Genomic DNA, 23,404 nt, shown 5'->3' on the forward strand with positions numbered 1-23,404 from the left:
TGTGGCGGCATAGAAAGTTAAACTTTTTGTGTCTAAGCTATTGACACAAGTCCACTTCATGGTCATAGGATATACTGAACCAATATTATAGTAGATATGAGAAAGGTGAATATCGCATAGACAATGTTATTGTGATTTATGAATAATTATACAAGGGGGTATACTATGAATAAGAATTTTAAAATTGCTATTTGTTTTTTTATCATTTTGTCTTTTTTAGGACTTGGATTATATTTTTATTTTTCTCAAGAGAGTTCATTAGAAAAAGTCGTTATATCAATTGATTATCCTGTAACCAGTAAATTAGAATGTATGGTAGATGAGTCAGATTATATTATTGTTGGAAGCTATTTTGGTTTTAATAGTTCTTGGAATATGGCTCGTAACCCTAAGGATATAACTAAAGAAGACACGGAAAGATATATTGAGGGAAGGTTATATGACTTTAGAGTAGATGAAATCTTAAAGGGAACTGAAGTTAAGGATAGCATAAAAGTAAATCATAGGTATTTAGAAAGAATGATCTTTGTTGATTCTAATGAGATTACTAATTCAGAAGGTATAATAGAAGGAGAAAAAAATTATACTACTGAATATTCATTTGATAAAAAAGATATTTTATTTATTGAACCTGAATTAAATGCTAAGTATATACTATTTTTAAAAAAGGATTTAGATATGGATAATTACTATGGTTCCATAGAGCCATTTTCTATTAAATTTAATTCAAAAGATATCTCTGAACTACAGTCTAATTTAATTGGTTTAGATAAGGAGAAAAATTTAAGCTCTAAAATTAAGTTAAAGAATGGATTATTTATAGATATTGTCCATAATGTTGGTTATGAAGTAAATGACTCTATTAGTAATAGAATGTTTACTGAGTTAGTATCAGAAATAGAAAATCAAATTAATAACTAAACTTATTCTAATTTACAAAATACTAGTTGGTGGATACTTGAGTTCCATGTTTCAGGAGAAGGAGAAATAACAGTGGTATAATAAAATAATCTGAGATAGGAGTTGCAGATATGAAAAAAAGATTTATTTTGATTGTATTGTTAATATTGACAATGATATTGACAATATCTTTGATAACAGGATGTAATAAGACACAAGATAATAAACAATTAGATGAAGAAGTAGTAGTTAAAGAAGTAGAAGATGGTAAAGGAGTAGGAATTGAATATGCTACAAAATATGAGGAAGATATTTTTGGTGACTTATCTAAAGAAGAGATAAATGAAATTATAGATGGAATTTTTAAGAAAGTATCTAAAAATGATAAGTATAAAGAAGATACGGATTTAGCAATTGAAGAAGCATTTAAAGAATATGGAATAACGGATGAAAATAAATTAGAAGCTGCAAAAAATAGAATTATAATATCTTTAAAATGATTATAAGATTATTTAAATATTAGTAAAATAGCATTTTTTATATTGATATAAAAGTGCTATTTTTTAATTTTTTATGCTTTTGAGGGATTCCTTAATAAGCTATCCGATTAATTTGCATTAATTTGAAAACTTTAATATAATCAAATCATAGTATATGAGGTTTAGGGGATTATAGTTTATTTATACAATATATTATAATAGATGGTAGGTGAAAATATGGGGGATATATTTAACAGGGAAAAATTTGTAGATTTTTATCATAAAAATATTAAATTTTTCCATATAGCATGTACATTGCTATTTATCCTTAATTCTGCTTCTAAAGGGCTATACTCGTGGTTATTTACAATTTCTTTTATTGCTATATTTTTATTAAGTTTTATATGTTTTGTTTTACAAAAAAGGGTAATAGAGAGTATTTTATTTGGAGGATTATTATCATTTTTATTAGTACTTTATATTAAATCTATTGTAAACAGATTAATGTTTTTTATTGAAGCTATAATAGGATAAGGTAAATATACTATTTATATTAGGTATTTACATAGATTATTATGTGATAGATAAGGGGCTGTCTCAAGATTTAATTTTGAGGCAGTTTTTTTCTGTAAATAAAAAGGGAAGAATTTGAAAAAGTTCTTTTTATTGTTTTGTTATACTAAATTTAATTATGATTATTAATATCTATATTTAAAAAAATAATATAGAAAATTTTTATTTGATTACCATTCTCTAAATTTTATATAATGGTATGAATGATTGTTAAGGGAGTGACATATATGTTAAAGTTGCCGGAGAATTTTGAAAATTATGAAGAAGCTAGGAGAGAAGGATTCTTAAAAGTAAAGGCTTTAAAGGAAAAAGGAACTCCAGTTGTGGGAGTTTTTTGCACATATACACCTATTGAACTTATACATGCAGCAGGTGCAGTGGCTGTAAGTTTATGTGGTACATCTGATGCACCAATACCATATGCTGAAAAGCATTTACCAAAGAATCTATGTCCCCTTATAAAATCCAGTTATGGTTTTGCAGTATCTGAAACCTGTCCATATTTTTATTTTTCAGATTTAATAGTAGGTGAAACTACTTGTGATGGTAAGAAAAAAATGTACGAGCTATTAGGAGAATTAAGACCAACTCATGTTATGCATTTACCCCAAGGACAAGACAAGGATCATGCCTTTAGATATTGGAGAGAAGAATTAGTTAGGTTGAAAGAAGTATTAGAAGAAAAATTTAATATAGAAATTACAGAAGAAATGTTAAGAGAAGAAATAAAAGAAAGAAATAGAGAAAGAAAAGTACTTTTAGATTTCTATGAGCTTGGAAAACTAAATCCTTCCCCTATATCTGGACAAGAAGTAAATGAAACTATGGAAGCCTTAGGTTTTCAATTTGATAGAAAATCTCAATGTGATTTCATAGCAGAAAGAACTAGAGAATTGAAAGCTAAATATGAAAATGAATTAAAAGGAACTAAAACAAATAGACCAAGGATACTTATAACTGGCTGTCCTGTTGGAGGAGTTAGAGAAAAGGTTCTAAAAACCATAGAAGATTCAGGTGCTGATATAGTAGCCTTTGAAAATTGCAGTGGAGTTAGGGAAAAAGCTACTTTTGTTGATGAAACAATAGACCCAATAGATGCATTAACAGAAAAATATCTAAATGTTAGCTGCTCTGTTATGACACCAAATCCAAGAAGATTTCAAGCTTTGGATGAGATGATAGATGAATATGAAATAGATGGAGTAATAGAAGTGGTTCTTCAGGCTTGCCATACATTTAATGTAGAAGCTTATAATGTAAAGAGATTTGTTACAGAGAAAAAGAATACGCCATATTTATATATTGAAACAGATTATTCAAAATTAGATATAGGCCAAATAAACACTAGAATAAATGCATTTTTAGAAATGCTTTAATGCTAATCACATATTATGTATCTTTTAATCCTACCCAATATATTGGGTAGGATTAATTTAAATATATTTTAAAGTTAATATTAGTTTTATGAAAAATACATTTTTAATTTAGTCTCTACAGACTCTATATTCTTCATAATAATATTTTTTTCTTATTTAAAGTAGTTTTCTTACATAAGCTTTGTTGCCCTAGATATTGACTAAAACATTTCATATTGGTATTATGGATATATTACCTTAAAATTCCATATAAAATTGAGGTGTTCGAATGAAAAAGAAGTTTAGGTTATCATTTGTATTATCACTTATATGCTTTATCTTAATATTTAAGCTATTTGGTGATAAAATTTTTTTAGGAAATAGTTCAATACCAGTTACAGATAATGTTCCACAAAAAGAACTTGATTTAGGAGAGGATAATATAATAGAGCAAATAGTTGAAAATGAGCTCCTTTTCCTAATGATGGGTGTAGATGCAGAAGGTGTAAAGAACTATAAAGGAATCCGTACAGATACTTTGATGCTGTTTAAAGTTAATTTTGATACTGGAGAAATAAACTTGCTTTCCATACCTAGAGATACAAGAGTCTTAGTAAAAGGAAAGAATGATAAGATAAATCACGCTCATTCCTATGGAGGACCAGAGCTTACTATGAGGACTGTGAGGGATTTTCTTAATTTAGATGTAGATTATTATGTAAAAGTAGACTATAATGCAGTAATGGAAATAGTAGATGCCATAGGGGGAGTAGAGATAGATGTGCCTTTTGATATGAAATATAGAGATAATACTCCAGGCTCTCCACCACTTAATATAAATATAAAAGAGGGATTACAAGTACTAGATGGAAAAAATGCCCACGATTTTCTAAGATGGAGAAAGAATAATTCTGGAACAGTACAGTATCCAGGAGGTGATGTAGGCAGAGTTAAAGCTCAACAAATGTTTATGAGAGAATTAATAAAGCAAACTTTGAAGCCTAAAAATATAATAAAAATACCAGTTCTTATAGAAACATATATTAATAATGTGGAAACTAACATACCTACAAAACAAATTTTCAAAGGTGCAAAGCTAGCAAGTAAAATAGATATAGATAGTATTAGAACAGATATAATTCCAGGAGAAGGAGAATATGTTGGACGAACATCATATTATATATATGATAAGGCTGAAACTGAAGAATTAATAAAGAGTATATTTAAGGATTATTTACTTAATGAATGATTAAATCTTGTATAAAACAAATAACTTACAAAATTAATTTTAAATTTTGTAAGTTATTTGTTTTATTTTAGAATATTTTAGTTGTCCAGTTTTCACAATTCCAAATATCTGTTGCCACATCTTTGTAAAATTCAGGTTCGTGAGATATAAGGAGGATACTTCCTTTATAGGATTTTAATGCTCTTTTTAACTCTTCCTTGGCATCTACGTCTAAATGGTTAGTAGGCTCATCTAGTATAAGCACATTGGTTTCTTTATTAATAAGTTTACAAAGTCTTACTTTGGCTTGCTCTCCACCGCTTAATACCATTACTTTAGATTCAATATGTTTAGTAGTTAATCCACATTTTGCTAAAGCAGCCCTAACTTCAAATTGAGTATATCCAGGGAACTCCTGCCATATTTCATCTATACAGGAATTGTTATTTTGAGATTTTATTTCCTGTTCAAAATATCCTATTTGAAGGTTATCACCCAGCTCTACATTACCTGATATTGACTTGATTTGACCAAGTATACTTTTTAAAAGGGTAGTTTTACCAAGACCATTAGCTCCTATTAAAGCTATTCTTTGACCTCGTTCCATTACTAGATTAAGTGGCTTTGATAAAGGGTCATCATATCCTATAACTAAATCTTTAGTTTCAAATATAATTCTTCCAGCAGTTTTGCCTTCTTTAAAATTGAATTCTGGTTTTGGTTTTTCACGAGCTAACTCTATTAATTCCATTTTATCTAATTTTTTTTGTCTAGACATTGCCATATTTCTAGTTGCAACTCTAGCTTTATTTCTAGCTACAAAATCTTCCAGTTCTGCAATTTCTTGCTGCTGCTTTTTGTATGCAGCTTCTAGTTGTGCTTTTTTAGCTTCATATACCTTTTGAAAATTATCATAATCTCCTACATATCTTGTTAGTTCCTTATCTTCCATATGATAGATTAGGTTTATAACAGAATTTAAGAAAGGAATATCATGGGATATAAGTATAAAAGCATTTTCATATTCTTGAAGATACCTTTTAAGCCATATAATATGTGGTTCATCTAAGTAGTTAGTAGGCTCATCAAGTAATAAAATATCAGGTTTTTCTAATAATAATTTAGCAAGAAGTATTTTAGTTCTTTGTCCTCCAGATAAATCATTTACATCTCTATCTAGTCCAATATCATCAAGTCCAAGTCCTCTTGCAATATCTTCTACCTTTGCGTCTATTATATAAAAATCATTGTGATCTAATATATCCTGTATAGTACCTACTTCTTCCAGTAAGGCTGAAAGCTCATCTTCTGATACATCACCCATTTTCAAATACATATTCTGCATTTCTTCCTCTAAATCAAATAAATATTTAAAGGCACCCTTTAGTACATCTCTAATGGTTTGACCTTTTTCTAATGCTGTATGTTGATCTAAATATCCAACTCTTACTCTTTTAGCCCATTCTATCTGGCCTTCATCAGGTTCTAGTTTTCCAGTTATTATATTCATAAAAGAAGACTTTCCTTCTCCATTAGCACCTATTAAACCTACATGTTCACCTTTTAGTAATCTGAAGGATACATTTTTTAATATTTCTCTATCTCCAAAACCGTGACTTAAGTTTGTTACAGTTAAAATACTCATTTATATCTCCCCTCATTGATAAAATCATCTTTAAAGATTATATAAAAAAACTAGACTTTAGTCTAGTTTTTTATTCCGCAACTAATTCATCTAATATTCCAGCAACTTTTATAATAATATCAGAACAGCTTGTACCATTTTCTTCACAGGATTTTCTAAGATATTCACATTGAATACTATTCATTTCTTTTATGAATTCATTGAAAAATCTTTGATTCATTTCCTTGATTTTACTGTTTTCATAGTCAGGATTTTCCATACATTTACAAGATAATACCATAATGCCAGCTGTAAGTGCACCGCATACAGATTGGATACCCATTCCTTCACCAAATCCTGTAGAGAGTTTTAGAGCCTTAGAATCTAACCTTAAGTCATATATATGATTTGCACCATGTAATATTTTTTCAGCACAGTTGAAATCTTTTTCATCTCCGAAACCACTTTTAATTAAATTCTTTAACAATTTATTATCACCCCTAAACCTTTCCTTGTAATCAGTATAACATAAGATGAGTAATGTTTAAGAAGCAATTTTTAAAATTAAATTATAAAATCCTTTGATATAGTTGTTTAATTAAGGGAACAATATATATTATAATTCTACTAATAATAAACTAACAATTTTCCTTGCAATTGCTTAATATTATATGTATACTTAATAGGTTATAGATTAAGGAGGACGATTTTAAATACATGGAAAAATTAAGATTTGAAGAGATTAATTTATCGAAAGAGATACAAAAGGGAATTCAAGATATGGGATTTGAGGAAATGTCACCTATTCAATCTCAAGCTATACCAGTTATATTGGAAGGTAGAGATATTATTGGTCAAGCGCAAACAGGAACAGGTAAGACTGCTGCATTTGGTATTCCAATTATTGAAAAATGTAATTCAGATGAAAAATATGTTCAAGCATTGGTTTTATGCCCAACTAGGGAGCTTTCAATACAGGTAGCTGAAGAGATCGGAAAACTTGCAAAATATAAAAAGGGTATATCGGTAATGCCAATATATGGAGGGCAACCCATAGATAGACAGATTAGGGCTTTAAAAAAAGGAGTTAATATCGTAATTGGTACACCGGGAAGAGTATTAGACCATATAAGGAGAAGAACTCTAAAGATTGGTAATGTTAATATGATGGTATTAGATGAAGCAGATGAAATGTTTGATATGGGATTTAGAGAGGATATTGCCCTTGTAATGAATGAATTAGGGGAAGAAAGACAGACTATATTTTTCTCAGCAACTATGCCAGCAGAAATCATGAAATTTGCAGCAAGTTATCAAGTGAATCCTGAAATTATTAAGGTGGTACACAAAGAACTTACAGTACCAAAGGTTGAACAAGGTTATTTTGAATTAAAACAGCATATGAAAACGGAGATTCTATCTAGACTTATAGATATGTATAATCCAAAACTTACTGTAGTATTTTGTAATACTAAGAAAAAGGTAGATGAATTAACTGGGGAGTTACAGGGAAGAGGATATTTTGCTGACGGACTTCATGGAGATTTGAAACAAAATCAAAGAGATGCAGTAATGAATAAATTTAGAAAAGGAACAATAGATATTTTAATAGCTACTGATGTGGCAGCAAGAGGTATAGATGTAGATGATGTGGATTTAGTCATTAACTATGATATGCCACAGGATGAAGAGTATTATGTTCATAGAATAGGTAGAACAGCAAGGGCAGGTAGAGAAGGAAGAGCCTTTAGTTTTGTAGCTGGAAGAGATATCTATAAGTTAAGAGATATACAAAGATATACTAAAACAAAGATTACAAGAAAAGATTTACCAACTCTTAAAGATATAGAAGCAAATTATACTATAGCAATGTTAGAAAAAATAAAAGAAGTAGCAGATAAAGAAGATTTAAATAAGTATGAAAAGATCATTGAAACCTTACTTGAAGAAGATTATACTTCTTTTGATATAGCTGCAGCGTTGTTAAAATTCTACATGGAGAATAATAGATTAGACGGGCATGAAGAGTTAGATATGGTAGATTTCGGAGGAAAACTTAAATCAGGTGGTAAATCTAAATCATCTAAAACATCTAAATCCTTAGGGTCTGCGACAAGACTTCATATAAATATAGGTAAGAAAAAAGGTGTAAGTCCAAGACATATATTAGCTGCCATAATCCAGGAAGCAGATATAACTAAAAACTTAGTAGGAGATATAGATGTATATGATAAGTTCACATTTGTAGAGGTTCCAAAGGATTACGCAGATGATATTTTAGACAGATTAAACGGAGTAAGAATAAAGGGAACAAAAGTTAAAGTTGAGATAGCAAATCCTAAAAGGAAATAGTCTTAATATAAAATAACTATAAATGATTAAATATATGAGATATTTAATAAAAGGATAAATTAAAAAAAGGCTTAGAAAAATCATAGGACTAAAAATTTATGTCTATAGAGTTGAAATTTAAATAGGCATGGGACTAGAGTCTTTAGATTTCTTAAGCTTTTTTTAATTAAATAAAATAGCCTTCATTTAGACAAAATAAATACTCCTTTCTGATAAAGTCAAAAAAGTGTTCATATATTAACTTTTTCAGAGAGGTATTGAGAGAAAATAATACTTTATTTAAATAGCGAATTAATTCATTATTTATAACTTTCCATTAAATACTTTTATGCATTTAATAACCTTTCCAATATCCTCTATAGGCATATCATCAATTTCCAAAAAAAGTTCTTCTAATGCATTTCTTTTAGCAGAAAGGTAATTTGCACTATTTTCCATATTTTGATTTGCAAAGGAAAGTCTAATATTAGATAAGCCTATGAGATAATCTAGTGAAACGCAAAAAAGTGTAGAAATTTTTATAAGGAGTTGCACATCATTGGGAAAACGTGAACCATTTTCATAATTACTAACAGACTGTCTACTAATATTTAATTTTTTAGCTAACTCACTTTGAGTTAAAGAATTTTCTTCTCTAAGGAGTTTTAAACGCTCTCCAAAAGTCATGGCATCACCTCATAGATATCCTAGCATAAAAACAATTAAATCTATATACTGTATTCAAAAAGGGTCTAAATGTAATAAAATGTCAACATTTGTTGTCAACAATAATATTTTATGCTAATATATAACTATTAATTCTAAGTTTTCAAATTTAATTTTAAAAGGGAAAATAGAACTATTTAAATAAAATTAAAATATAAAAATATAGAGAAACATACCTACTATATCAAATGATATATAGATATTCGATCTATTCCTAAGTATAAAATATGAAATTAGTCAATAGGAAGTTTAAGGAGATCTCTTAAGATTGGATACATACAAAAAAAGAGGTGAAAAATTTGAAGGAACTATTTTTGAAGCATAATTGTAAATCTAAAGAATCCTTTAATAGTAATTTCACCTCTTCTGAAGTTGTTATAGTATTTGATGTTGAACTTAAGGCTTTGAATATTAATTATAAATTTAAAAAAGTTTATCAAATAGTAAATAAAGATATTGTAAGGATAATACCTGATACTTCTTATGATTTTATGAAGTCAACAAGAAAAGGTAAATATATAGTGCAAGAATTTAGAATAAAAGAAAGGATAGCAGTACTTTAGATGTACTGCTATTAATGTTTCTATTACAGAAACAAGCTTTGAAGGTCATAGCAGGAGTAGATGATATTCAAAGCATGGATTGGAGATACGAAGGCATAGTTGGTAAGGCTAGGAGCTGTAGGGAGGATAGGATTTGCAGTTAATAATATGCCAATATACCTATTTAGTTTGAATGTCGCATATAGTATAATAATGTCTATAATTAGTAACTTTGTAGGATTGACGAAGATATAAATTTAATTTAAGGAGGTAAAGGTATGAAAATGTTTATGAGCGATAACAACTCTGGAGTTCACCCAAAGATAATGGAAGCCATAATAAATATTAACAACGGTCATGACTATTCCTATGGAAATGATAGTACTACAAAAAAAGCTATAGAAAAGATTAAGGAGCTGCTAGGGAAGGATGTAGATGTATACTTCGTAACCACAGGTACAGCCGCAAATGTTATTGGACTTAGTGGAATATTAAAACCATATGAGGCTATAGTATGTGCGGATACAGCTCATATAAATGTAGATGAGTGTGGAGCATTAGAGAGATTTAGCGGATCAAAGATATTACAGATACCAACTGAAAACGGTAAAATTTGTAAAGAAGAAGTAAGGAAATTTCTCCACTCCTTAGGAGATGAGCATCAATCTCAACCTAGAATCATTTCTATATCTCAGACTACTGAGACAGGGATTCTATATTCTATGGAAGAGATCAAAGATCTTGCTGAATTTGCTCATGAAAATAATATGCTATTGCATATAGATGGAGCAAGAATAGCTAATGCAGTAGTAGCACTTGATACTACCTTTAAGGAGATGATAACGGATACAGGGGCGGACCTATTATCATTTGGTGGAACAAAAAATGGAATGATGATAGGAGAAACAATAATTTCATTGAATAAGGATTTGAGCAAAGCTTTTAAATTTTATATAAAACAAGGGATGCAGCTATTATCTAAGATGAGATTTGTATCTGCACAATTTGTCGCTTATTTGAGTAATGATTTATGGAGAGAAAATGCACTAAATGCAAACAATATGGGTAAATATTTTGCAAGAAGGTTGTCTGAAATTTCTGAAATTACTCTAAAGAATGAACCGGCGACTAATATGATATTTGCAAATATGGATAAAGACTTAATTAAAGCTTTACAAGAAAAGTTTGACTTTTATGTAATAGATGAAGAATCTGGCCTAGTTAGACTAGTGACATCATTTGATACTAATAAAGAAGATATAGATAAGTTTGTTGACTCTGCAAAAGAAATAAAAGGGCTAGCATAATCTGAGAAATGTAAATTAAAAGGGGTGATGATTATGAAATCTAAAATCAAGAGAAACATAATGGTATTGTTAATAATACTATCCATGGTTTCTATCCAAGATCTATTTATAGACAGCAAAAATGTTTATTCTGATAAAGATTCAATAACCATTAAATTTGCAGGAGATCATAATCATCCTCCTTATGAATATATTGATGAGAATGGAAATTATAAGGGATATAATGTTGACATTATTAAGGCCGTTGCTGATGAGATGGATTTAGATATTGAAATCATACCAATGGCATGGAATGATGCAATAATTGCCTTAGATAATAAGGAAATTGATGGAATTATAGGTATGTCTCAATCTAAGGATAGATTAGAAAAATATAGATTTACTTCCCAAACAATTAACAATGAACAAGTAATTTTCACAGGTAAAGACACTGTACATATAAATGAATTAAATGATTTAGTTGGATTAAGAGTAGCGTATCAAAAGAATGATTATAATGAATCTCTAATTATAAAGTTATCTGATATTATGGAGTTTCCTAAAGAGACATTAGAGGAAGCATTAGTTGCTTTAGAGAATGGAGAAGTAGATGCAGTATTGGGAAATAAATTAGTTGGCACATATCATTTGCAAAAAAATAAGATGTCAAAAATGATTAAAATAGCAGGAGAACCTGTTTCTACTGTAAAATATGGACCAGTAATTAGGAAAGACGACGAAGAGCTTTTTATATTAATAGAAAAAGGTTTGGAAATTATTAAAAAAAATAAGCTTGATGAGAAGATTTATAAAAAATGGTTCGGGGAAGATATATCTTCTGTTATGATAATATATAAGGCTTATGAAAAACAAGTTATATTTATAGGCATAATTATAATTCTGATATTTGTATTTTTATATCTTTATAATAAAAAACTTCAGAAAGAAGTATTAAAAAGAACTTGTGAATTAGAAATGGCTAATGAAGGATTAATAAGGCATCAAAAGGAAATATATAACTTAGCTTATTATGATTCAGTTACATCTCTTCCGAATAGGGTCTATTTTATAGAGGAATTAGATAATATATTTGAGAATATTGGAAATGCGGAGAATAGAGATAAAAAGTTTGCAATATTACTTTTAGATTTAGATAAGTTTAAACATATAAATGACACCCTAGGACATAATGTGGGAGATCATATATTAAAGCTTCTAGGTACAAGACTTAGTAATTTAATAAAAGAAGACGATATTGTTTCTAGGATTGGTGGAGATGAGTACTTCATCCTTATGAGAGATGCTGATAATAATGATGTAATAAAAATGGCTAACAATATTATAGAAGATTTTAAAAAGCCATATAAGATTAAGGACTATGAATTATATTTAACTACAAGTATTGGTATAGCATTATATCCTGAAGCTGGATTAGATTCTCAATCTATGGTAAAAAATGCAGATATTGCATTATATAAGGCTAAGGAACTTGGAGGAAATGATTACTATTTTTATGGTGCAGAGATACAGTCTAAAGGACTTGAAAGAATGATACTTTTAAATCAATTGAGACAAGCAGTAGAAAATGATCAACTGGTATTATATTATCAACCTCAGATAGATATAAAAACAAATAAGATTATAGGATTGGAAGCTTTAGTAAGATGGAATCATCCAGATGAAGGTCTATTATATCCAGATAAGTTTATTCCCCTTGCTGAGGAAACAGGATTAATAATTCAAATGGGGAAATGGATATTGAAGAAAGCTTTAATTCAAGGGAAACAATGGATTGAGTCAGGCCATGATATAACAATATCTGTAAATATTTCAGCTAAGCAATTTCAATATAAGGGATTCATAGGAGATATAATAAATATATTAAGTGATTCGGAATTAGATTTCAAAAACTTAATACTAGAGATTACAGAAACAACTGCAATATCAGATATTGACCATACATTAAAAATATTAGATACTTTAAAAAAACTTGGTATAGCTGTTGCTATAGATGATTTTGGAACGGGATATTCTAGTCTTAACTATCTAAATGAAATGAGCGTAAGCGAGTTAAAAATAGACAGATCATTTATTTGGGATATTGAAAAAAATCAAAAAAACAAAATGATTGCAAATACTATAATGGTTTTAGCAAAACAATTAGAGTTAAAAGTAACTGCTGAGGGAGTAGAGAATATAGAGCAATTGGAAATACTAAAAGAAATGGGTTGTGATACAGCACAAGGATATTATTTTAGTAAACCTGTCTCGAAAGAAAAAATAGATGAAATGTTAAATGAAAAAAGCCCTAAATAAGGGCTTTTTTAGTACACTGATGGGAAGTGAAGAATATTTGCATCACCTGTAGTTTCAAATTTAGATGTACCTATAAATTGATTTTCATCTTTAATGAATTTATACTCTGTAAGTTTTAAATTTGCAGTACCTGTTTGAATTGTAGATATATAAAACTCATCTTCTACTGTATATACATAAAATTGGATATTTCCTAACTGAACATAATCATTAAATAGTATATAATCTTTATCAGTATCTTCAACTAGAAGAGTCCAATTTTGTCCATCATCCCAAGCGATATTACCTTTTTCATCTTTTTGTGCTGTTGTATAAATTGAGATAGTCTCATCAGTTCCATCCTTGTCAAAATCTATAGTATAGGAATCAAGTAAAGTTAATTCTTTAGTATCCCACTTTTCAGCAGATTTAATTTCGAAACTATCTTTTCCTATATGCTCATTAACAGCATCTTTTATAAAATCATTGGTTTCTATTGACTTCACTATATTGTTTTCATTAAAAGCTACCATATAATATTCGTTTATAGTTAAACTATCTGCAAGTTGCTTATCTGGTATCTCTAATTTTAGACTTTTTTCATCTGTGGAAATACTAATATAGTTTTTTCCATCTTCTGTATTTATCTCATTTAAAAATCCTGAAGCCATAGATATTTTTTCTTCTACGCCAGGTTTATCCTTAGGGGTACAGCCAAAAGATATACTTAGGACCATCATAACTACTAAAATTAATGAAAGTTTTTTAATTAAATTTTTCATACTATCACCATCCTTTATAATTATAAATTAACATAATTTTATATTTTTTACAAGAAACATAGGATTACGAATTGATTACAATGTTGAACGTAATAAATTTATCTGATTTAATTAATAATATAATAGCAGGGTATTTATTAAATTAATCTGTAAGAAAATTTTTCTTAAACTATTTTAATTGTTTTTTAATTTTGACCTAGGTCAAAGTAAATTATTTTATTTTAACCTATAATAAAATTATAAATAATAAAAAACAGGAGGTAATATTATGATAACAAAAACTTATCAATTAGAAACTTTAACTTGTCCAAATTGTGTGGCTAAAATTGAAGGAATGTTAAAGAAAACTAAAGGAATATCTGCAGGAGAAGTGTTATTTAATACATCTAGAGTAAAAGCAACCTTTGATGATTCAATATTAAGCTCACAGGAGATAGTAGAAAAAATTAAAAAACTAGGTTTTAATGTCCTAGGCGAGAAATAAGAAAGCTTCATTTATTTTCTGTATAGCTAAAAAATAAATTAAAGAGAGGGAGTATAATGAAATTAACCAAGGTTAGAAGAGTTTGGATATCTGGCATATTGGTAATTATATCCTTTGTGTTAAAGAATACAATAGGACAAAAACCAATAACATCAATAGTTATGATTCTTGCAGCAATAATTGCAGGTACTCCTATACTTAAAAATGCAATATTTGCTGCAAGATACTGGATAATAGGAATAGATGCATTAGTTTCCATAGCGGTTATAGGTGCAATATTTATAGGGGAATACTGGGAGGCAGCTGCTGTAACATTTTTATTTATGTTAGGTGATTATTTAGAGTCTAGGACTATAGAAAAAACTAGGTCTTCAATTAAAGCTTTGCTGGATTTAGCTCCAGATACAGCTAGAATAGTAAAAGATGGAGTAGAAAAAATAATATCACCTGATGAAGTAATTAAGGGAGATAAGATAATTGTAAAACCAGGAGAAAAGATTTCTGTAGATGGTATTATTATAGAAGGTTCTGCTTATGTAAACCAATCAGCTATTACAGGAGAGTCAATACCTATCAATAGAAATATTAATGATGATGTTTTTTCAGGGACAATAATAGAATCAGGCTATCTAATAATCGAAGCAACTAGAGTAGGTGATGATACTACCTTTGCAAGAATACTTCAAATGGTAGAAGAAGCACAAGATAAAAAAGCAAAGACTCAAAAATTCCTTGAAAGATTTTCAAGATATTATACTCCAGCTATAATTATATTAGCAATAGGATTCTATTTATTTACAAAAGATTTAGTATTAGCCCTTACTTTATTAGTAATAGCTTGTCCGGGAGCCTTAGTTATCTCAACTCCTGTATCTATTGTAGCAGGTATAGGAAATGGAGCTAAGCATGGAGTTCTCATCAAAGGCGGAGAGATAATGGAAAACTTAGGGAAGATTAAGGTTTTAGCCTTTGATAAAACAGGAACATTAACTATTGGAAAACCCATGGTAACGCATATAAAAGCTTACGATATAAATGAAAAAGACCTTCTGAAAAGAGCTGCCATAGGTGAAGCATATTCGGAACATCCATTAGCCAAAGCAATTGTTACCAGAGCAGAAAAGGAATTAGGAAAGATTAATGAAATCCCCGAAGAATCAGAGATAATAACTGGACAAGGAATTAAGACTAAAATAAAAGATAAAATAATTTTAATAGGAAATAGAAAATTATTTTCGGAAAGTAATGTAAATATTGGTGAAGATATAGAAAAATATTTACAGTCAGAAGAAGATAAAGGACAGACAGCTATAATAGTTGGAGATATAAAAAGAGTATTAGGGGTTATATCTATTGCTGATGTCGTAAGAGAAGATGCTAAAAATCTAGTATTTAATTTAAAAAAATTAGGCGTAGAAAAAATAGTAATGCTTACTGGCGATAATAAGAGAGCAGCTAAGGCAATTGCGGAGGAAATAGGATTAGATGATTTCTATGCAGAACTTCTTCCTGAAGATAAAGTTAGAGTGTTAAGAGAATTGCAAGAAAGATATGGTGTAGCAGCTATGGTAGGAGATGGAGTAAATGATGCACCAGCATTGGCATCTGCAGATTTGGGAATTGCCATAGGAGGAGCAGGAACAGATGTAGCTATGGAAACAGCAGATGTAGTTTTAATGTCTGATGAGATAAAAAAATTATCTCATGCCATAGGATTAAGCCGTGCCACGGTAAATAATATGAAACAAAATATTTATTTTGCCATAGCCGTAGCAGTATTGTTACTGGCGGGAGTATTGATTAAAACAGTTAATTTATCTTTTGGGATGTTAATACATGAATTATCTGTTCTGTTAGTTGTAGCTAATGCAGTTAGACTTCTAAGATATGGAGAGAGATATATAAGTCAAAAAAATTAGTATCAGATTAAGGAGATGTTTAAATGGATTGTAACTGTTTTAAGCGAGAAGGAAAAAATTGTATAGAGATAGTTCCAATCTTTAGTAGCCTAAGTTATGAAGAAATGATGGAAGTAGCTAGAATAACAAGAGAGAAGATTTTTGAAAAGGGCGAAATGATATATTTAGCTGGTGATAAAGGGGAAAAACTTTATGTAATCCATTCTGGAAAGGTAAAGATAACTAGATTCACGGATACTGGTAAAGAACAAGTGATTAGAGTATTAGGACCTGGAGATTTTATGGGAGAATTATCCCTATTTAGTCCATTACCATTAACTGATAATGGAGAAGCATTATTAAAGACAGTAGCATGTATAATAGATGGAAAAAAATTAAAAGCCTTGATGAGAAGATATCCTACTATAGCATTTAAGATAATGGAAGAGTTAAGTCAAAGGCTTGAAAAGGCAGAGAATTTGATTGAGAATATAAGTTTACATGGAGTAGAAAGAAGACTTGCTCTTACACTGATTAGTATGGCAAATGAAAAGGGAGAAGTAAATTTAAAGATGAGTAAAAAAGATTTTGCATCTCATCTAGGAATGAGTCAAGAAACTTTAAGTAGAAAGTTAACATCATTTCAAAATATGGGCATTATAAAATTAATAGGTCATAGAAGAATAATTTTATTGGACATGGAAGCTTTAGAGGAAATAGAATAGAAGGGGTGACTTTTAGTCCCCCTAATTTAATCCAAGTATTTATCCTCAAGCTTTTTTAACAGAGCAATATATTTTTCTTGGATACCAGCCTCAACTGCCAATTCCTCTACCTTTTTACATTGGTCTTCAACAAAGGCTTTGCTACTGTTGCTTAACATATTTTCAGCGAATTTATATAAGGCAGTATTTTCTTTTTCGATATGTCTATTCAATAAATCCCCATAGGAAATGGAATTAGCTATAATATCTAGTCTTGCTTCATCATCTTGGGTTTTGAAGTTTTCTAATGCCTTTTCAAGATTAGACATATAGAGTCTTCCCATATCATGCTCTATATACATTCCAGTAATAGCTCCTGATTTTGCTAATCTTTCAATTTCTTTATTCATAGTTTCGAATAATATATTTTCTTCCTTACCATGATGATGTTTATCAGCATAGTTTCTTACAAAATCAATGACTATATGAAAATCAGCTATATCATAATCAGAATTAATCATAAGATTATAGCAAAGTTTCCTAATTACTTTTAACATTCTTCTAATATTTGAATGTTCTTCAACCATTATTTTTATAGATTCCAAGATATTCACCTCATAAAGTATTCTTTTTATGATTTTACCCTTGTTTATATAAAAAATAACAAACTAATAATATTTTATAATGAAAATGGGTAAATATAATTTAAGATTAAATAAAAAAACTGATTAAAAGGAGGTTATACGATGAGCCTTAAGATAACTGATAAAGTAACATGGGTAGGAAAAATAGATTGGGAATTAAGAAGGTTTCATGGAGATGAATACTCGACACATAGGGGATCTTCCTACAATTCATATTTAATTAGAGATAAGAAAACAGTACTTATTGATACAGTGTGGGAGCCATTTGCAGAAGAATATGTTGAAAAATTAAAGAAAGAAATCGACTTAAAAGAGATTGACTATATAATTGCACAGCATTCAGAGATAGATCATAGTGGAGCATTACCATTACTAATGAAAGAAATGCCAAATACTCCAATATATTGTACAGCTAATGGTGCGAAAATATTAAAGGGACATTTCCATGAGGATTGGAATTTTATAGAGGTAAAAACAGGTGATACGCTAGATATAGGAGATTCAACATTAACCTTTGTAGAAGCAAGAATGCTTCATTGGCCAGACAGTATGATGACTTATATGAGTGGAGAAAGTATATTATTTAGTAATGATGCCTTTGGGCAACATTTTGCATCAGATTTAATGTATAATGACTTGGTGGATCAGGCGGAGTTATATCAAGAAGCTATTAAGTACTATGCTAATATATTGACACCATTTAGTTCATTAGTAACTAAGAAAATAGAAGAAGTTCTAAGCTTAAATTTACCCCTAAATATGATAGCGACATCCCATGGAGTTATTTGGAGAAATAACCCAGCACAGATAGTAGAAAAATACTTGGAATGGGCAAATGCATATCAGGAAAATCAAATTACAATAGTATATGATACTATGTGGAATGGTACAAGAAGAATGGCAGAAGCAATAGCAGAAGGTATTAAATCCGTAGATAAGGATGTAACTGTGAAACTATATAATGCGGCAAATTCAGATAAGAATGATGTAATAACTGAATTATTTAGAGCAAAGGCTATATTATTTGGTTCATCTACAGTTAATAAGAGTATAATGCATGCAACTGCCGGGATTTTAGAGATGATAAAAGGAATAGGATTTAAGAATAAAAAAGCAGCAGCATTTGGATCCTATGGATGGTCAGGAGAGTCTGTAGCAGTAATCGAGCAAAAATTAAATGATGCAAAACTTGAGTTGATTCAAGATGGAATAAAAGAGCTTTGGAATCCAGATGAAAAAGCCGTAAGAAGATGTATAGAATTTGGAAAGGAATTTGCAGGAAAACTATAGAATATAATAATTAATGACAGCTCCTACAAGGATATTCCGTAAAAGCGGAAAATGAAATAAAAAACAGGAAAAATGATTAATAGTTTTAATATATGTCAGGTTAAATATTAGCAATAAGCTATTTATTTACTTGGCATATTTTTTGCTTATAATTAATTATATAAACTATTTTGTAGAGGAGTTGTTATTAATGAATAATTTTATATTTGCAGGATGCGATACAGTTAAATTAGCTGAAAAATATAAGACACCTCTTTATGTAATGTCAGAGGATTATATTAAAGATAGACTAAAGGAAATCAAAGAAAATTTTTTAGATAAATATCCTAAAACTATGGCTGTATATGCTAGTAAAGCATTTTTGACTAAGGAAATAGCTAGAATTGTAAAGGAATCAGAGGTAGGAATGGATGTAGTATCTGGTGGTGAACTTTATACTGCTATTCAGGTTGATTTTCCTATGGAGAAGATAATTTTTCACGGTAACAATAAAACAATAGATGAATTGGAACTGGCAATAGAAAATAATGTAGGAAGAATAGTCGTAGACCATTTAGAAGAAATGGACATCATTGAAGACATAGCAAAGAAACATAATAAAAAAGTTCATATACTATTTAGAATAAGTCCCGGTATAAATAGTCATACACATAAATATATTCAGACTGGGCAAGTAGATTCAAAATTTGGTATTCCATTAGAGGAAAGAAGCATAAAATTAGCAATGGAAAAGGTTTTAAAATTGAAATACACCGAATTAGTAGGTTTTCATTTTCATATAGGCTCTCAAATTTCAGATAATGAGAATCATATTAAGGCTATTAAAATAATTACTCAATTGATTAAAAAGGTTAAAGATGAATATGGATTTAGAGTCAAGGAATTAAATACTGGTGGAGGATATGGTATTCATTATTCAGAAGATGAGAAAAGAAAACCTCTAGCTTATTTTACAGACTCCATTATAAAAGAAATAGAGGAAAGGTGTAAAGAATATGATTTAGAAAGACCATTAGTAATAATAGAACCTGGTAGATGGGTAGTAGGGGAAGCAGGTATTACAATTTATACAATAGGAGCTATTAAAGAGATTCCGGGAATACGGACTTATGTTTCAATTGATGGTGGAATGCCTGATAATCCAAGACCTAGTCTATATGAAGCTAAATATGAGGCAATTGTTGCAAATAAAGTGGATGAAGAACCAACAGATTTAGTCACTATAGCAGGAAAATGCTGTGAATCTGGTGATATTTTAATCTGGGATTTGAAGCTGCCGAAGGTAAAAGCAGGAGATAAACTAGCAGTGCTTTCAACAGGAGCTTATAATTACTCTATGTCAAGTAATTATAATAGAATACCAAGACCTGCTGTAGTTATGGTATCAGAGGGAAAAGATAGATTAATAGTTAAAAGAGAAACCTATGATGATATATTGAGAAATGATATATAATGGATGTAGAATTTAAATAAAAAGGAGTTGGGAGAATGAAAGTTTATATTAGTGTAGATATTGAAGGTATAACGGGGGTGACTAATTGGAATGAAACTGAATTAGGCCATAGTGAACATATATGGGCTGCTAATCAGATGACAAAAGAAACTATAGCTGCATGTGAAGCAGCAATAGAAATGGGAGCAAAAGAAATAGTGGTAAAGGATGCCCATGATTCTGCAAGAAACATAGATATATCCAAACTTCCTATAGAAGCATTAGTTATAAGAGGTTGGACATATTCACCAGAGTCAATGATGGCAGGTATAGATGAAAGCTTTGATGCTGCTATTTTTATAGGATATCATTCTGCAGCAGGATATAATGGAAATCCATTGGCTCATACAATGGATTCTCAAAAAATAACATATATAAAGATAAATGGAGAAGTAGCATCAGAATTCACAATAAATGCATTAATAGCAGCATATTATGGAGTTCCTGTAGTGTTTTTATCCGGCGATAAGATGCTCTGTGAAAAGTCTAAGGAATTAGTCCCAAATATGGAAACAGCAGCAGTAAAATCTGGGGAAGGAGACTCTACATTTAATATGCATCCAGATAAGGCTTGTGAATATATAAGAAATGGTGTAAAAGAAGGATTAAAAACAATTAAAGAGTGTAAGATAGAATCTCCAAAGGAATTTAAACTAGAAATAAGATTTTCAGAACATAAATATGCAAATAGGGCAAGATACTATCCAGGAGCAAAGCTTATAGATGATCATACAGTAGAATATATGGCAAAGGATATCCAAGATATGATAACTGCTAGGATGTTTATGTCATAAAATACTATTAGAACAATCCCTATCATGATATAATTAAGTAACAATATATCTAAAGGGTGATTAAATGTCTTCTAATGCAAATTCTTATGTAAAAACATTTACCAATATGATGTCAGAAGGTTTTATAGTAATAGATAATGAAGCTAAAATACAAATTTATAATGATAAAGCAAAAGAAATATTTGGGATAAAATACGATGGGCAAAGTAACCATGATAGAGGAAAACTTAATATAGGAGATATAGTTATTATTGCTGATAATTCAATTGGACAGGATGACGGAAAATTAGATTCAGATTCATTCAGATTGTTAGGAATAAAAGATAATGTAAGAGATGGTGATTCGGTAATTGCCATTGGATTGTTTAAAAAGTCTGGAATATCAAGTCCGATATTTAAGGTCTTGAAAAATGGGCATAAAGAAGATATACTATTAATAAAAACTAATTTTCTGGAAATTGACATAGAAGTTGAAATAAACTTCATAAATAAGATAACCTCCATTAAGGTAAGAGATGAAAAATTTATAATGAGTTATATCAATGCAATAGGGAATATGGTAATTTTAGATGGGAATACAAAGAAAATGAAATTTTATCAATCTCATGGATATACGGCCAGAGGAGAAAGCATAAATGATATATTAAAAGGGAAAGAATATAGAGCCAAAGGTCAAGAGACTGAAGCCTTAGATGTAATTGGAAAAAATATATTTGAAATCCATAAATCCGATTCCATAATCCAACAATTTTTTAATGTAGCTAAAGGAGAGAATATTAGCTATAAGGATAAATTTGAGGAGATAAATGGATATCCTACAATGTGTACACTTTTGCCTGTAGAAGATGAAAATAAAAGAATAGGTGCTGCATTAAAAGTAGAAGATATTTCAGAAATAAAAAGAATTATAATGGAAAGGGATAATGCAATTAACCAGTTAGAAAAAGCACAATCTCAGCTTATTGAAGAAAAAAGGTTAATTAAAGCTTTTCCCAATTTTGTAGGGGATAGTCAAGAGATTGAACATGTCAAGAGAATGGCTCTAAAGGCTTCTAAAACTAATTCAAATGTATTGATACTTGGAGAAAGTGGAACAGGTAAGACTATTTTAGCAAAGGCAATTCATGAAAATAGCAAGTTAAAAGACAAACCATTTATTCATGTTAATTGTGGTGCAATACCAGAAACATTATTGGAGTCCGAACTTTTTGGTTATGAGAAAGGTGCTTTTACAGGGGCAAGAGCAGAAGGTAAAAAAGGATTCTTTGAGATTGCAAACAATGGAACCATATTTTTAGATGAAATTGGAGATATATCTACGAATTTACAAGTTAAATTATTGCAGGTTATTCAGGAGAAATGTTTTTATAGGGTAGGTGGAACTGAAAGTATTACTGTAAATATAAGGATTATTGCTGCTACCAATAAAAACTTAGAAGATGAAATGACAAAGGGAAATTTCAGGGAAGATTTATACTATAGAATAAATGTATTTCCAATATGGATACCGCCTCTAAGAGAAAGAAAGCAGGATATAATAGCATTGGTAGATTTGGTACTTCCTAAGATATTTCATGAAATAGGTTGTAAACCAAAGAGAATTTCTTCAGAGGCAATTAATTTAATATTAAAATATAATTGGCCTGGCAATGTAAGGGAATTGGAAAATATTTTGGAAAGAGCTGTTAACTTAGCAGAAGGAAACAATATACTTTCGAAACATATAACCTTGAAGCCTAATAAACAAGAAAGTAAAGATGTGGGGAGAACTTCATTAAAAGATTACTTGGAAGAATACGAGAAAACTATTATAAAGAGGACATTATTGGCTTGCAAAGGAGATAAGAAAAAGGCAATGGAGACTCTAAATATTAGCAAGACTACATTTTATGAGAAAATAAAAAAATATAATATAGAATAAAATGACCAAGGGAGATAACCCCTTGGTATTATTTTATACTTATAGATTCTCATTGT

The 23,404-nt window shown here is 29.5% G+C and carries 22 protein-coding genes; 17 read left to right on the forward strand and 5 right to left on the reverse strand.

Annotated features, from left to right (window positions below):
- The first annotated feature begins 165 nt into the window (after window positions 1-165).
- The 5 genes from ABWP20_RS12485 (at window position 166) to ABWP20_RS12505 (ending at window position 4,556) form a co-directional block, all read left to right on the forward strand.
- Window positions 166-921, forward strand: a complete 756-nt coding sequence (locus tag ABWP20_RS12485; protein WP_353096145.1) for a hypothetical protein — start codon at window positions 166-168, stop codon at window positions 919-921.
- A gap of 110 nt (window positions 922-1,031) precedes the next feature.
- On the forward strand, window positions 1,032-1,400 hold the full coding sequence (locus ABWP20_RS12490; RefSeq protein ID WP_353096146.1) for a hypothetical protein: 369 nt from the start codon (window positions 1,032-1,034) through the stop codon (window positions 1,398-1,400).
- 216 nt (window positions 1,401-1,616) lie between these two features.
- Window positions 1,617-1,913, forward strand: coding sequence for a hypothetical protein (locus ABWP20_RS12495; protein WP_353096147.1), 297 nt, complete (start codon window positions 1,617-1,619; stop codon window positions 1,911-1,913).
- A 266-nt stretch (window positions 1,914-2,179) separates the two neighbouring features.
- The gene (locus tag ABWP20_RS12500) at window positions 2,180-3,328 is read left to right on the forward strand and encodes a double-cubane-cluster-containing anaerobic reductase (RefSeq protein ID WP_353096148.1); all 1,149 of its coding nucleotides are present in this window, start codon (window positions 2,180-2,182) and stop codon (window positions 3,326-3,328) included.
- A 268-nt stretch (window positions 3,329-3,596) separates the two neighbouring features.
- Window positions 3,597-4,556: an LCP family protein gene (locus ABWP20_RS12505; protein ID WP_353096149.1), complete on the forward strand. Its 960-nt coding sequence runs from the start codon at window positions 3,597-3,599 to the stop codon at window positions 4,554-4,556.
- A gap of 67 nt (window positions 4,557-4,623) precedes the next feature.
- Here ABWP20_RS12505 and ABWP20_RS12510 read toward each other — a convergent pair whose 3' ends face one another.
- Both ABWP20_RS12510 and ABWP20_RS12515 read right to left on the reverse strand, forming a co-directional pair.
- Window positions 4,624-6,180 (reverse strand): ABC-F family ATP-binding cassette domain-containing protein, encoded by a 1,557-nt coding sequence (locus ABWP20_RS12510; protein WP_353096150.1) that lies wholly within the window; start codon window positions 6,178-6,180, stop codon window positions 4,624-4,626.
- Window positions 6,181-6,250: 70 nt separating this feature from the next.
- Complete coding sequence (locus tag ABWP20_RS12515) at window positions 6,251-6,646, reverse strand: C-GCAxxG-C-C family protein (protein ID WP_353096151.1); 396 nt, start codon at window positions 6,644-6,646, stop codon at window positions 6,251-6,253.
- A gap of 230 nt (window positions 6,647-6,876) precedes the next feature.
- On the opposite strand from ABWP20_RS12515, the gene ABWP20_RS12520 reads away from it, so the two are divergent.
- Entirely contained in the window at window positions 6,877-8,511 is a 1,635-nt protein-coding gene (locus tag ABWP20_RS12520; protein WP_353096152.1) for a DEAD/DEAH box helicase, read from the forward strand.
- A gap of 303 nt (window positions 8,512-8,814) precedes the next feature.
- Here ABWP20_RS12520 and ABWP20_RS12525 read toward each other — a convergent pair whose 3' ends face one another.
- On the reverse strand, window positions 8,815-9,177 hold the full coding sequence (locus tag ABWP20_RS12525) for a helix-turn-helix domain-containing protein (protein ID WP_353096153.1): 363 nt from the start codon (window positions 9,175-9,177) through the stop codon (window positions 8,815-8,817).
- Between the two features lie 338 nt (window positions 9,178-9,515).
- Here ABWP20_RS12525 and ABWP20_RS12530 point away from each other — a divergent pair, with 338 nt between their 5' ends.
- From ABWP20_RS12530 to ABWP20_RS12545, 4 genes are all read left to right on the forward strand, one after another.
- On the forward strand, window positions 9,516-9,779 hold the full coding sequence (locus tag ABWP20_RS12530; RefSeq protein ID WP_353096154.1) for a hypothetical protein: 264 nt from the start codon (window positions 9,516-9,518) through the stop codon (window positions 9,777-9,779).
- A gap of 14 nt (window positions 9,780-9,793) precedes the next feature.
- The gene (locus tag ABWP20_RS12535) at window positions 9,794-9,922 is read left to right on the forward strand and encodes a hypothetical protein (RefSeq protein WP_353096155.1); all 129 of its coding nucleotides are present in this window, start codon (window positions 9,794-9,796) and stop codon (window positions 9,920-9,922) included.
- Window positions 9,923-10,036: 114 nt separating this feature from the next.
- Entirely contained in the window at window positions 10,037-11,065 is a 1,029-nt protein-coding gene (locus ABWP20_RS12540) for a threonine aldolase family protein (RefSeq protein WP_353096156.1), read from the forward strand.
- 33 nt (window positions 11,066-11,098) lie between these two features.
- Window positions 11,099-13,360 carry an EAL domain-containing protein gene (locus ABWP20_RS12545; RefSeq protein ID WP_353096157.1) on the forward strand — a complete coding sequence of 754 codons (2,262 nt, stop codon included), beginning with the start codon at window positions 11,099-11,101 and terminating at the stop codon, window positions 13,358-13,360.
- Between the two features lie 8 nt (window positions 13,361-13,368).
- Here ABWP20_RS12545 and ABWP20_RS12550 read toward each other — a convergent pair whose 3' ends face one another.
- A complete protein-coding gene (locus ABWP20_RS12550) occupies window positions 13,369-14,121 on the reverse strand; it encodes a hypothetical protein (RefSeq protein WP_353096158.1) in 753 nt (250 codons plus the stop codon).
- 268 nt (window positions 14,122-14,389) lie between these two features.
- Here ABWP20_RS12550 and ABWP20_RS12555 point away from each other — a divergent pair, with 268 nt between their 5' ends.
- From ABWP20_RS12555 to ABWP20_RS12565, 3 genes are read left to right on the forward strand one after another with little or no spacing between them, the layout of a single operon-like run.
- Entirely contained in the window at window positions 14,390-14,605 is a 216-nt protein-coding gene (locus tag ABWP20_RS12555) for a heavy-metal-associated domain-containing protein (protein WP_353096159.1), read from the forward strand.
- A gap of 56 nt (window positions 14,606-14,661) precedes the next feature.
- Window positions 14,662-16,524 carry a heavy metal translocating P-type ATPase gene (locus tag ABWP20_RS12560; RefSeq protein WP_353096160.1) on the forward strand — a complete coding sequence of 621 codons (1,863 nt, stop codon included), beginning with the start codon at window positions 14,662-14,664 and terminating at the stop codon, window positions 16,522-16,524.
- Window positions 16,525-16,547: 23 nt separating this feature from the next.
- Window positions 16,548-17,228, forward strand: coding sequence for a Crp/Fnr family transcriptional regulator (locus ABWP20_RS12565; protein WP_353096161.1), 681 nt, complete (start codon window positions 16,548-16,550; stop codon window positions 17,226-17,228).
- A gap of 26 nt (window positions 17,229-17,254) precedes the next feature.
- Here the strand turns inward: ABWP20_RS12565 and ABWP20_RS12570 are convergent, their stop codons facing one another.
- Window positions 17,255-17,812, reverse strand: a complete 558-nt coding sequence (locus ABWP20_RS12570; RefSeq protein WP_353096162.1) for a hemerythrin domain-containing protein — start codon at window positions 17,810-17,812, stop codon at window positions 17,255-17,257.
- Window positions 17,813-17,953: 141 nt separating this feature from the next.
- Here ABWP20_RS12570 and ABWP20_RS12575 point away from each other — a divergent pair, with 141 nt between their 5' ends.
- The 4 genes from ABWP20_RS12575 (at window position 17,954) to ABWP20_RS12590 (ending at window position 23,348) form a co-directional block, all read left to right on the forward strand.
- On the forward strand, window positions 17,954-19,141 hold the full coding sequence (locus ABWP20_RS12575; protein ID WP_353096163.1) for an anaerobic nitric oxide reductase flavorubredoxin: 1,188 nt from the start codon (window positions 17,954-17,956) through the stop codon (window positions 19,139-19,141).
- 190 nt (window positions 19,142-19,331) lie between these two features.
- On the forward strand, window positions 19,332-20,594 hold the full coding sequence (gene lysA, locus ABWP20_RS12580) for a diaminopimelate decarboxylase (protein ID WP_353096164.1): 1,263 nt from the start codon (window positions 19,332-19,334) through the stop codon (window positions 20,592-20,594).
- 35 nt (window positions 20,595-20,629) lie between these two features.
- A complete protein-coding gene (locus tag ABWP20_RS12585) occupies window positions 20,630-21,427 on the forward strand; it encodes a M55 family metallopeptidase (protein WP_353096165.1) in 798 nt (265 codons plus the stop codon).
- A gap of 64 nt (window positions 21,428-21,491) precedes the next feature.
- On the forward strand, window positions 21,492-23,348 hold the full coding sequence (locus ABWP20_RS12590) for a sigma-54 interaction domain-containing protein (protein WP_353096166.1): 1,857 nt from the start codon (window positions 21,492-21,494) through the stop codon (window positions 23,346-23,348).
- Window positions 23,349-23,404 lie beyond the last annotated feature (56 nt).

Source organism: Tissierella praeacuta (genome assembly GCF_040396155.1).
Classification (GTDB): Bacteria; Bacillota; Clostridia; order Tissierellales; family Tissierellaceae; genus Tissierella; species Tissierella praeacuta_A.

Bases quoted from the DNA above. Each gene is read 5' to 3' on its own strand.
- ABWP20_RS12485 (WP_353096145.1), top strand. From the start codon at position 166: ATGAATAAGAATTTTAAAATTGCTATTTGTTTTTTTATCATTTTGTCT.
- ABWP20_RS12490 (WP_353096146.1), top strand. From the start codon at position 1,032: ATGAAAAAAAGATTTATTTTGATTGTATTGTTAATATTGACAATGATA.
- ABWP20_RS12495 (WP_353096147.1), top strand. From the start codon at position 1,617: ATGGGGGATATATTTAACAGGGAAAAATTTGTAGATTTTTATCATAAA.
- ABWP20_RS12500 (WP_353096148.1), top strand. From the start codon at position 2,180: ATGTTAAAGTTGCCGGAGAATTTTGAAAATTATGAAGAAGCTAGGAGA.
- ABWP20_RS12505 (WP_353096149.1), top strand. From the start codon at position 3,597: ATGAAAAAGAAGTTTAGGTTATCATTTGTATTATCACTTATATGCTTT.
- ABWP20_RS12510 (WP_353096150.1), bottom strand. From the start codon at position 6,180: ATGAGTATTTTAACTGTAACAAACTTAAGTCACGGTTTTGGAGATAGA.
- ABWP20_RS12520 (WP_353096152.1), top strand. From the start codon at position 6,877: ATGGAAAAATTAAGATTTGAAGAGATTAATTTATCGAAAGAGATACAA.
- ABWP20_RS12525 (WP_353096153.1), bottom strand. From the start codon at position 9,177: ATGACTTTTGGAGAGCGTTTAAAACTCCTTAGAGAAGAAAATTCTTTA.
- ABWP20_RS12535 (WP_353096155.1), top strand. From the start codon at position 9,794: ATGTTTCTATTACAGAAACAAGCTTTGAAGGTCATAGCAGGAGTAGAT.
- ABWP20_RS12540 (WP_353096156.1), top strand. From the start codon at position 10,037: ATGAAAATGTTTATGAGCGATAACAACTCTGGAGTTCACCCAAAGATA.
- ABWP20_RS12545 (WP_353096157.1), top strand. From the start codon at position 11,099: ATGAAATCTAAAATCAAGAGAAACATAATGGTATTGTTAATAATACTA.
- ABWP20_RS12550 (WP_353096158.1), bottom strand. From the start codon at position 14,121: ATGAAAAATTTAATTAAAAAACTTTCATTAATTTTAGTAGTTATGATG.
- ABWP20_RS12555 (WP_353096159.1), top strand. From the start codon at position 14,390: ATGATAACAAAAACTTATCAATTAGAAACTTTAACTTGTCCAAATTGT.
- ABWP20_RS12560 (WP_353096160.1), top strand. From the start codon at position 14,662: ATGAAATTAACCAAGGTTAGAAGAGTTTGGATATCTGGCATATTGGTA.
- ABWP20_RS12565 (WP_353096161.1), top strand. From the start codon at position 16,548: ATGGATTGTAACTGTTTTAAGCGAGAAGGAAAAAATTGTATAGAGATA.
- ABWP20_RS12575 (WP_353096163.1), top strand. From the start codon at position 17,954: ATGAGCCTTAAGATAACTGATAAAGTAACATGGGTAGGAAAAATAGAT.
- lysA (WP_353096164.1), top strand. From the start codon at position 19,332: ATGAATAATTTTATATTTGCAGGATGCGATACAGTTAAATTAGCTGAA.
- ABWP20_RS12585 (WP_353096165.1), top strand. From the start codon at position 20,630: ATGAAAGTTTATATTAGTGTAGATATTGAAGGTATAACGGGGGTGACT.
- ABWP20_RS12590 (WP_353096166.1), top strand. From the start codon at position 21,492: ATGTCTTCTAATGCAAATTCTTATGTAAAAACATTTACCAATATGATG.